At 34.6% G+C, this 9428-nt stretch carries 11 protein-coding genes; 2 read left to right on the top strand and 9 right to left on the bottom strand.

The genetic code is table 11. From position 1 onward, the window contains the following. Window positions 1–311: 311 nt before the first annotated feature. Both J7E66_RS31045 and gdhA read right to left on the bottom strand, forming a co-directional pair. Window positions 312–797, bottom strand: a complete 486-nt coding sequence (locus J7E66_RS31045; RefSeq protein ID WP_215007826.1) for a nitroreductase family protein — start codon at window positions 795–797, stop codon at window positions 312–314. Window positions 798–1170: 373 nt separating this feature from the next. Then, window positions 1171–2553, bottom strand: coding sequence for an NADP-specific glutamate dehydrogenase (gene gdhA / locus J7E66_RS31040; RefSeq protein WP_215007824.1), 1383 nt, complete (start codon window positions 2551–2553; stop codon window positions 1171–1173). 147 nt (window positions 2554–2700) lie between these two features. On the opposite strand from gdhA, the gene gltC reads away from it, so the two are divergent. Next, window positions 2701–3612, top strand: coding sequence for a glutamate biosynthesis transcriptional regulator GltC (gltC, locus tag J7E66_RS31035; protein ID WP_215007821.1), 912 nt, complete (start codon window positions 2701–2703; stop codon window positions 3610–3612). A gap of 151 nt (window positions 3613–3763) precedes the next feature. Here gltC and J7E66_RS31030 read toward each other — a convergent pair whose 3' ends face one another. Further along, the gene (locus J7E66_RS31030; RefSeq protein WP_168243922.1) at window positions 3764–4126 is read right to left on the bottom strand and encodes a group I truncated hemoglobin; all 363 of its coding nucleotides are present in this window, start codon (window positions 4124–4126) and stop codon (window positions 3764–3766) included. Window positions 4127–4235: 109 nt separating this feature from the next. After that, entirely contained in the window at window positions 4236–5447 is a 1212-nt protein-coding gene (locus J7E66_RS31025) for an ATP-binding protein (RefSeq protein WP_285289273.1), read from the bottom strand. A 406-nt stretch (window positions 5448–5853) separates the two neighbouring features. On the opposite strand from J7E66_RS31025, the gene J7E66_RS31020 reads away from it, so the two are divergent. Further along, on the top strand, window positions 5854–6333 hold the full coding sequence (locus J7E66_RS31020; protein ID WP_251033227.1) for a hypothetical protein: 480 nt from the start codon (window positions 5854–5856) through the stop codon (window positions 6331–6333). A 512-nt stretch (window positions 6334–6845) separates the two neighbouring features. On the opposite strand, the gene J7E66_RS31015 is transcribed toward J7E66_RS31020, so the two are convergent. The 5 genes from J7E66_RS31015 to J7E66_RS30995 all read right to left on the bottom strand — a co-directional run. Then, on the bottom strand, window positions 6846–7652 hold the full coding sequence (locus J7E66_RS31015; RefSeq protein ID WP_215007815.1) for a hypothetical protein: 807 nt from the start codon (window positions 7650–7652) through the stop codon (window positions 6846–6848). 289 nt (window positions 7653–7941) lie between these two features. Beyond that, the gene (locus J7E66_RS31010) at window positions 7942–8073 is read right to left on the bottom strand and encodes an FbpB family small basic protein (protein ID WP_215007812.1); all 132 of its coding nucleotides are present in this window, start codon (window positions 8071–8073) and stop codon (window positions 7942–7944) included. A 174-nt stretch (window positions 8074–8247) separates the two neighbouring features. Next, complete coding sequence (locus tag J7E66_RS31005) at window positions 8248–8448, bottom strand: hypothetical protein (protein ID WP_215007809.1); 201 nt, start codon at window positions 8446–8448, stop codon at window positions 8248–8250. A 265-nt stretch (window positions 8449–8713) separates the two neighbouring features. Continuing rightward, window positions 8714–8899 (bottom strand): hypothetical protein, encoded by a 186-nt coding sequence (locus J7E66_RS31000; RefSeq protein ID WP_215007806.1) that lies wholly within the window; start codon window positions 8897–8899, stop codon window positions 8714–8716. Between the two features lie 154 nt (window positions 8900–9053). Further along, a partial coding sequence (locus J7E66_RS30995; RefSeq protein ID WP_215007803.1) for an aldehyde dehydrogenase family protein occupies window positions 9054–9428 on the bottom strand: 375 nt, incomplete at its 5' end.

Genomic DNA, 9428 nt, shown 5'->3' with positions numbered 1-9428 from the left:
AGGGCCAAAAATGTTTCCAATCAGGCTTATTGGCGACAGTAATCCTATAAAAAGGGGAGAAAATGTTTCCAATAAAGCATTGGCGACATTATCCACTTAAATGAGTAATAAAGATCCCGTCAATTGAAAAGCAGTTAGTTTTGTAAGTCTATTTATTTTCGCTGTTGGGGGAATTATGAAGAATATTCCTTTAAGCTGACAAAATCGGATTAGATCCCAGGGTTACCTTAGGGCCGGTTTTTTGTTATCAATAAAAAATAGAAGCAGAGAAACGTGATTTTCTCTGCTTCGTATTTTTTATTTTTCTTTTTTTAAGAAAGGTACTTTATTTTTTCTTGAATAGGAGTCCTTTCTTTTGGTTCATTGATTTCTTCTGGATACCCTACACCAAATATCCCGATCACATCATACCCATCCGGAACACCTAGAATTTCACGGTTTTTCGGAGCACCCCCCATCGATGACCAGAATGTTCCAACCCCTTCTGCCCAAGCGGCTAAATTAAAATTTTGTACAAAGCAGGCTGTAGCATGTGCGTTTTCTATTTTTTCAATTTCATTGGCACCATGTTTGGATAAAATGGCAAGTACAACAGGTGCATGGAAGAAATTGGTTTTGTGGTTTAACTTTTCTCTTGTCTCCTCACCAACCATGTACACTTCCCATGGTTCGGTCATTTTATGATTGGGAGCCATTGTGCCGGCTTGCAGCCATTTGCTGATTTGCTCTATAGTTACCGGATCTGCTTTGAAATTTTTTATATTACGTCGAGAATAGATAATATCGATGATATCCAAGTAAATTCCTCCTATTAGTTCTAATCTTCTTCCCTTAGAATGTCTTGTTTTTTTATACCTGACATGCCAACCTTACATTCTTTACCTATTACGATAAATTTTAATCGATATTCATAGATAAAGAATAGATATATCGATTATTTTTTTCAATCTAGAAATTTCATATCTTTTTACATTTTCCTAATAATTTCTCAGTTTGTTCAATTAACAAAAATCAAACGACTATCGGTTCCACTTTACTTAAAATAATCAAAATAAGTAAACTTTTGATAGATATAAAAAAACAACGATGAAAGGCCACCAATTTGTGACCTTTCATCGTTGTTTTGAACGGTATCTATATTCTATTATTATCGTAACAAGATATTATATTTTAGATAACACCCTGTTCAATCATGGCATTAGCTACTTTTACGAATCCAGCTATATTAGCGCCGATAACAAGATTTCCTCGAGAATCATAATCTTCTGATGCCTTCATACTCTTACTATAAATATCTTTCATGATGTCTTGTAATTTCATATCTACTTCTTCTTGTGTCCAAGACAGCCTTGCACTATTTTGCGCCATTTCTAACGCGGAGACTGCAACCCCGCCTGCATTTGCTGCTTTGGCAGGTGCAAATAAAACATGATGCTCCAAATACGTATCGATGGCTTCTAGCGTAGAAGGCATGTTTGCACCTTCTCCCACTGCCTTTACCCCATTTGAAACTAACATTTCTGCCGCTTCCTTATTTACCTCATTTTGCGTTGCACACGGTAAAGCAATATCGCACGGGATCGCCCAGATGCCTGAACACCCTTCTTGATAGATAGCATCTGGATGTTCTTTGACATATTCGATTATTCTTTTATTCTCTACTTCTTTTAATCGTTTAACCGTATCTAGGTTAATTCCATTTCGATCATAAACATAGCCGTTTGAATCACTGCATGCTATCACTTTTGCACCAAACTGCATCGCTTTTTCCATTGCATAAATCGAAACATTTCCTGAACCAGATACCACAACGGTACTTCCTTGAAAGCTTAATCCCTGACGTTTCAGCATTTCTTCTACAAAATAAACCAATCCATATCCTGTCGCTTCTTTACGGCCTAAGCTTCCACCATAACCAATGCCTTTTCCAGTTAGCACACCTGCTTCATAAGCGCCTTTTAATTTTTTATATTGCCCGAACATATAACCGATCTCTTTTGCCCCTACTCCTATATCCCCAGCGGGAACATCGATATCCGGCCCGATATGTCTGCTAAGCTCTGTCATAAAGCTCTGACAAAAGCGCATAATTTCTAAATCAGATTTACCTTTTGGATCAAAGTCAGAACCGCCTTTTCCACCGCCTATCGGCTGACCTGTTAATGAGTTTTTGAAGATTTGCTCAAACCCCAGAAACTTGATAATACTTGCGTTAACAGACGGATGAAATCTTAGTCCCCCCTTATAAGGTCCAATCGCGCTACTAAACTGGACACGATATCCACGATTCACTTTTACATTCCCTTTATCATCTACCCACGGAACCCGAAAGGTAATCATTCGCTCTGGTTCGACTATTCTTTCTAGAACGGCCTGTTTGATATATATTGGATTTTTCACAAGGACAGGTACTAAAGAATCAAGTACTTCTTTAACTGCCTGCTGGAACTCCCATTCATTTGGATTCCGCATTTGAACACTTTCAAATAAACGATTTACGTAATCTTTCACGATTTGCGTTTGATTTTCTTCTATTTTGTCCAGCATTTTCATAATGTTCGCCCCTAAAATTTATTAAAAACAATGAAAAATTACTTTTCTTAAATGTATTTTCATTTTATAATTTTATAATTAATAGTTTCAATCTTAATTTCCGATGAAATTAATGCATTTAACGCATGAATCTGGAGTGATTAAAAAATGGAGACGAGGCAAATTCAATATTTCCTGGAAGTGGCTAAAAGAGAGCATGTAACAGAGGCAGCGGATGTCTTGCATGTTGCCCAGTCTTCCGTTAGCAGGCAAATCTTCAATTTAGAAGACGAATTAGGTGTGAAACTTTTTATTCGTGAGGGAAGAAGCGTAAAGTTAACCCCTATAGGAAGAATCTTTTATGAACGGATGAAACAAGTGTGGTATTTGATGGAGGACGCAAAGAGAGAAGTAGAAGAAAATTTAAATCCGGAAAAAGGAACTGTTCGAATTGCATTCCCAATTAGCATGGCCGCCCATACATTGCCTTCCATCATTTATGCTTTTCGCATTCGGTACCCGGATGCGAAATTTCAAATGAGCAATGCCCTTTATTATGATTTAATTGATGGAGTGGTAAATGGGGAATTTAATTTGGCCATGATGGCGCCCATGCCCAATCCGGATAAAGAAAAAAAAATTCAAGGAGCTACGTTATTTACAGAAAATATCGTTGCCCTCATCCCTCTTCATCATCCATTATCTGATCGGGAATCGATTCGGTTACGGGATTTAAGAAATGACCCATTTTGTGCCCTGCCTGAAGGATTTGTATTTCGCGAACAGGTTGTTCAAGCATGTAAGGATGCAGGTTTTTCACCACAAATCGCATTCGAAGGGAAAGATATTGATGCATTAAAAGGGTTAGTGTCTGCTGGCTTAGGGGTAGCATTGATGCCAGAGATGACATTGGTAGATAACACACCGCGGTCCACTGTCGTGATTCCCATATCAGATGCGAGTCTCACACGCACAGTCGGTGTCATCTACCCGACACAACGTCAACTGCTCCCAACCGAAGCATTGTTTTATGATTTCTTACTTGAAACCTACGAAAGATTAAATGAGTTTAAAAAGTAAAAAATTTCTTAAAGAACATTCTTCGGGTCGCGCCAGGAACGGATTAACAATATTTTAAGAAAGAAACGTCCAAACTGACATTGTTTAATAGAAAAAGCTACCTTAGTGGCAGCTCGATCTTCCCTTCTTGGATCCGTTAGCAGAATAACAGTTATTGATATAATATATCGTCTCTTAGTGAAGCTACTTGAGTTAAAGCTGTATCTATGTCTCTTTCATTCACTCCAAAGTGAGCAAGAGCATCGTGAAGATGTTTTACAATAGCATTATAATGGGCTGGTTGGAGATTCATTCCTTGATGAGCTTTTGCCATAGATTGACCAGAATATTGATTTGGACCGCCTAATGCAAAACTAATAAATTTTGACTGATGACGGCGTTGTTTTTCCATATCCGTTTCTTTAAAGAAATGATTAACAGTCTCATCCTTAAGAACCAACTCGGAGTAAAAATAGTCCACAACTTTTGCAATAGCTTCTTCTCCGCCAACTTTTTCATAAAGTGTTTGTTCCATGTATACACTCCTACTTTGAATTTAGTAGAAGTATTTTCTGCAGAAAAATTGTTATTATTCCTTATCAAAAAAAGGGATTGTGCAGCATTCTCACAATAATGGCTAATCTTTAGGTTATCTGGGGTAAAAGAATAATAAATTCTGTCCCCATATCCTTTTCACTGTTCACTTGTATTTTACCATTGAAAGAATGGACAATTTGAAAACTTACCATCATTCCAAGTCCTGTACCACTTTCCTTTAAGGAATAAAACGGAGATCCAAGCCTATCTATTTGCTTTTTTGTCATACCAATTCCTTGATCCTTAATGGTAATCTTTATATATCCATCATCTGTTGAAGTACATGTAATCCAAACCATTCCACCATTCGGCATAGACTCTATCGCATTTTTCAAAATATTAATCAAAAACTGGTTCAATTTTTGAGGATTAGCATAAATCCAACAGTTATCCAAAAAATCAGTTTTAATCTCAACATTTTGGTTCAGAGAGTAACCTTGAATGATATTTACTACACGTTGTAACTGATAACCTACGTCGATTCTATCGCTGTTATTCATTGTGGGTTTTCCAAAAGATAAAAAATCATTAATAATTTCATTTGCACGATCTAATTCTTCAATGGATATTTGGATATATTCCTTCTTTTTCTTAGGCAAATCAGGCTCATTTAGAAGTTGCAGAAAGCCACGAGTCACTTGCATCGGATTTCTAATTTCATGAGCGAAAACACTTGTTAACTCACTTATCATTCGTAATTTCTCTGAGTTCAGCATCTCTGATCGAAGCTGATGAATCTCCCTAATCGTTTCATTTAACATAGTGAAGAACCAAGTAACTACCACTACAAAGATAAGATGAATAATCGGTACTTTAAGATGATCTACGGAAAAACCTCTTAGAATACCAAAAAAAGTAAGGCCAATAAGACAGTAGTAAAAGGAAAGACCAACAGCAATTTTAATCCTTTTTTCTTTATGCGAACTTGCAAATGATTTTTGAAAAAACAATATAACAGGCAATGTAAATAATAAGACAAGAAAAGTATTATAAAATCCTAAACTGATTCCAGAATAAAGTCGATAAAGTATAATTAGCACTGAAAGGAAGATGCCTGGCCAAAATCCGCCGTATAAGGTCCCTATTAATAGAGGAATAATTCTTAACTCCAAACGAGCATTTTGGCCAAAACTCACTGGAAAGGACATGCAAAATAATATTGATACGCCCCACAAAATGGACATTATTACGTTTCTATTTTTATCACTTTTTACCCTCTCCGTAATAAATGTAAAGTACGTAAAAATGGGTATTACCATAAACGTTAATTGCAGCAAAAAATCCTTTATTATACTCATTTTTGTTACCTTTCATAATCTGTTCAAACCTGATTCGTGCAGAAGATATTCATTTTCAATATGTTTGTTACTATTCCTTACAAACATATTTCATATTATACTTGAAAGTTATCATATTTCCCCCTATAAATAAAAATAGTGCCAACTTCTCTTTAATAGAACTCGGCACTTCGTTTATTCCCTATACGTTATCGTGTTGCTTTTGGCGGTTGGCACACGTCACATTTACGTTGGTTATTATTTTTAAATTTCGAAATGTTTTTTCAAGTGTGACGTTAAGCATTCTTTTCATAACTTAAGAAATTCATTGAATATTTACTCCTAAAAAAACAAATATTAACTTCATATTCTTTTTGAAGGAGCTGCAATGAACAATATGATAAATAAAATTGTATTATGGACTATTCTTATTGCTCCTTGGTTCTCTTTATTTTTTCTAAAGAAGGACGATATAAAACGATTTATGCCTGTATCTATTTTTTCGTCTTTTTTAATGCTTCTTTATAATGTTATAGCATACAATCAAAAGCATTGGATTGTAAAAGTCACAATAGTACCATGGTTCAAACATTTTTTTATGCCTGGAATTTTAGGAGCTTTTTTGATAATAACTCTTTGGATTTTTTATTATACATATGGGAAATTTTGGGTGTATTTAATAACAAATCTAATATTAGACTTTATGTTTGCGATTTTCCCCATTCATTATTTGTTTCAAGATAAATTAAAAATTTACCAACTAATAAACATTACTCCGTGGGGTAGATTTGTTCTCTTTGTCTCTTTATCGATAATTATTTATGGTTATCACAGATGGCAAGAAACGATTTATAATAAAAATATCTAATAAAATATCTATTTGTTAATGAAAAAGGTTTTTAAAACATCAAAGCAATTTCTTTGATGTTTTTTGCGTTTCCGTTTTTTTACGTCGCTTTTTGAGTCAATTTCGAAACAAAAAATGTAGCTCTAGAAATGTGCCTATTTGACTTGTTTTTTCGGTAAACCTCCTATTTTTTTAAGAAAATAGTATACTTCATTTCTATTTTTTCATGTTTCAATTGTATACCTCTCGGGTAGATACAGGAACCGTCCGACTCCGTGAAGAACAGCTTGATATTATAAAAGAGCGTGTCCAAGTCGGCGAATTAAAATACGAAAAAAAAGCTGATTTCAAATCACTAAAATGTGATCTTTTGAAGTCAGCTTTTTTCTGAGGATTTAAATAAAAAACTGTAGGATTCTTACCTACAGTTTTTCCACTAATATTGATGTTGTCACAACTTAACCCATTACCTTCACCTTGTATTTATTAATCTTTTACATACCAGTTGAAACACTTTCTGTAGAAATTCAAAATCATATCTTTTCACATGCTCCTAATAATTTCTCAGTCTGTTCAATTAACAAGAACATTTCATCCCAAGAATTTTGGGTATTAATATTCTGGGAATGCGCCAAGTTGTTTCTTAATTTTTCTAATTGTTTGAAATAATGGTTACCCTTGCTTTTTGATTCAATACCCAAAAGTTCCCTTAATTGCTTCTCATTAAGGACAATGTCTCTTTTATCACAAATCTGTAGACAATCACTTAATTGAATCGCTTCATTTTGTGACTTTCTAAGAGAAAATAATTCCTCAGCTAAGCTAATTCGATTGGTACTTAAATGTGTCTTCCAGGTATCTTCAGGAAAATAATGATTAATAATCCGATAAAGATGCATCTCTAATAATGAAATCAACCCAAATAATAACATTCGAATCGGAGGTTTCTGGAGATCGGCAAGTGTCACAACTTTTGTTACCCTATTTCCCTCTAGTATAAATATTCTTTCTATCCCTTTTAAAAAAAATAACGTATCGATAAGTGGTGTTGATTCCGAGACAAGTTCCGTCGGACTAAAACTCCGATAATATTCTTTACAGGATCCTTCCTTCAATTCATTTCTTACTACATAACCAATGACGATTCCGTTATCTTCAACACCCAAAACATCATAGTCTTTTATAACCATCATACTTTGAATCATTTCGGCATCGTCATGAAGATGACAAGTATCCATAGTTTCTGAAATACTGTTCACCGTGATGTTTCGCTCGTATAAAGAACGTAGATTTTTATAAGAACTCACCTTATCATGCTGTTGCTTTGGAATAAATGTCAAAACATTACCTCCTATTTCTATGTAAATGACATGACTGCAACGATTAGTCTGGCAAATTCAATCGTATCATTAATGTTCCAAAAACACCCAATAAGTTTTCTGTTGAACTTAAACTTTTTCTTAATTCAGAAATTAAACTGATTTATTAACGATGTATAAAATCATGCATAATAGAGAAAATTGTGAAGCGAACGAAAGGTTGGTTTATAAACGTTTTTAAAATCTATCCAGTTCCTAAAATTCACTGATTATGTAAAATAGTTCATAAAACATAAAAAAGCTAGCTATATTAAGCTAGCTTTTTAACCTCATGGCGTTTTTCTATACGCTTTTCAATTGTTTCGATTGCTTGTTTATCTTTAAGTAATTCTAGCTTATTCTCTTTTATTAACTCTTCAAATGATTTTATATGCTTACGCATTATAACACTCTTTTCTTCTTTAGATCGGTCTATTATAACATATCTGAATAATAAAACAATTCTGTTAGTTAAAAATAATAGAAAAATTATTTAGAATATTATTTTTCCTAATTAATTACCACAATCTTAATTATATAAATTAAGGTTTTGATCTCGTTAAACAAAGTTTATTTTTTACGAATTCTTTCTATGTAGAAAAAACTTTAATCCAGTTTGATTGACGACTTCAGGCCAGCTTAACTTTAACCTGCGACAAATGGTTGTACTAAAAACTTGTCCTTTCTTCTTCAACAAATCATAATCCCTTTGGTTGGTTGAACCAATCCGTAGCAATTCTGTTTTCAACTCTTCAAGTATTTCTTGTTTTGTTTTCAATCTACTCACCTCTTTTTGATTTACAAAAAATCGAGCCAGAAAGATTGATAATGCATGTTTCCGCTTTAAAATGTTTTTTAGGAGCGTTATTTAACACCTGATGTATTTATTGGTGACTATATATCTCTCACCGAAAAATGTGGAGATATGTATAGGCAGGAGTGCCCCGGTTACAATTTACGCTAAAGCTAAAGAGCGAGGTTTAGGGCACCCTTAAAGCGAACTCTAAACTAAAAAAGGTCACTAAGCCCTGCTTTCTGTAACGCTACTTGACTGGCAGGTACCGGACCGATTCCCATGATAAACACTCTTTAGCGTTTTTTAGTTCCCTTAACCTTTCTTTGATAAACTCAATTTGTTCCTCGGTAATAATAAAATCCTTAAGACGATCCTCAAAATGAGCAATTCGTCTTTCTAACTCATCTATAGTAAGTCTATTAGTATTCTTCATAAATCTTCCAACTCCTTTTATTTGGTGGGTCACCTGGACTTGATGGGGCCAATGCAACGCAAATTGCTTTTAAAGCTTCCAAAGGGAATTAACAAAGAAGGGCCAACAAGGACCCCTCTATTAGGAATTAAAGTTACAATTTTATAAATTTGGATTATTCAGCAAGATTTAATACAGTTACTTTTTCACGCATCATCGATTCAATGCTCTTGCGGATACCTTGCGCACCCATTCCGGATCCTTTTACACCGATAAATGGGAAATGATCCGGGCCGCGTTCGGTACGTCCGTTTATTTGAACTGAGCCTGTTTCAATTTTATTTGCAATCGCAAATGCTTTATTAATATCTTTGGTAAAGACACTTGCCTGTAAACCAAATTCAGATTCATTCGCAATTTTGATCGCTTCTTCATCAGAGGATACACGGATTATTGGCAGCACAGGTCCGAACGGTTCCTCCCAAGCTACGGCCATATCTTCTGTCACATGATCAAGAAGAGTAGGGTAAATTAAATTGCGTTCACGCTT

It is taken from the genome of Bacillus sp. ISL-7 (assembly GCF_018613065.1).
This window is presented reverse-complemented; position numbering and strand designations above follow the sequence as displayed.

What these genes read in the sequence shown, in the direction of transcription:
- J7E66_RS31000 (WP_215007806.1), bottom strand. Translation starts at nt 8,899, where the DNA reads ATGAAGAATACTAATAGACTTACTATAGATGAGTTAGAAAGACGAATT.
- J7E66_RS31025 (WP_285289273.1), bottom strand. Translation starts at nt 5,447, where the DNA reads ATGGTAATACCCATTTTTACGTACTTTACATTTATTACGGAGAGGGTA.
- gdhA (WP_215007824.1), bottom strand. Translation starts at nt 2,553, where the DNA reads ATGAAAATGCTGGACAAAATAGAAGAAAATCAAACGCAAATCGTGAAA.
- J7E66_RS31030 (WP_168243922.1), bottom strand. Translation starts at nt 4,126, where the DNA reads ATGGAACAAACACTTTATGAAAAAGTTGGCGGAGAAGAAGCTATTGCA.
- J7E66_RS31020 (WP_251033227.1), top strand. Translation starts at nt 5,854, where the DNA reads ATGAACAATATGATAAATAAAATTGTATTATGGACTATTCTTATTGCT.
- J7E66_RS31010 (WP_215007812.1), bottom strand. Translation starts at nt 8,073, where the DNA reads ATGCGTAAGCATATAAAATCATTTGAAGAGTTAATAAAAGAGAATAAG.
- gltC (WP_215007821.1), top strand. Translation starts at nt 2,701, where the DNA reads ATGGAGACGAGGCAAATTCAATATTTCCTGGAAGTGGCTAAAAGAGAG.